Source organism: Actinoplanes oryzae (assembly GCF_030757795.1).
Taxonomy (GTDB): domain Bacteria; phylum Actinomycetota; class Actinomycetes; order Mycobacteriales; family Micromonosporaceae; genus Actinoplanes.
Genome location: NZ_JAUQWH010000373.1, coordinates 1 through 412 on the forward strand (window position 1 = coordinate 1; position 412 = coordinate 412).

Sequence of the window (412 nt, forward strand, 5' to 3'; positions counted from 1 at the left end):
AGACGCCTGTCAGAACGTCTCAGTGAATCCCACAACCCCGCATACGCAACGCCTGACAGCTTGACACGCACACGGTTTAGGCTCGATCCGCTTTCGCTCGCCACTACTCACGGAATCACATGTTGTTTTCTCTTCCTACGGGTACTGAGATGTTTCACTTCCCCGCGTTCCCCCCTGCACCCTATGAATTCAGATACAGGTGACACGACATGACTCGTGCCAGGTTCCCCCATTCGGACACCCTGGGATCACAGCTAGGTTGACAGCTCCCCCAGGCCTATCGCGGCCTCCCACGTCCTTCATCGGCTCCTGGTGCCAAGGCATCCACCGTTCGCCCTTGACAACTTAACCACAGAAAACAAGATGCTCGCGTCCACTGTGCAATTCTCAACCAACAACCAACCCACAACCC

At 55.8% G+C, this 412-nt stretch carries 1 rRNA gene; it reads right to left on the reverse strand.

From position 1 onward, the window contains the following. Positions 1 to 351: ribosomal RNA gene (locus RBH18_RS43990) — 23S ribosomal RNA — on the reverse strand; the annotation flags it as partial. Between the last annotated feature and the right edge of the window lie 61 nt (positions 352 to 412).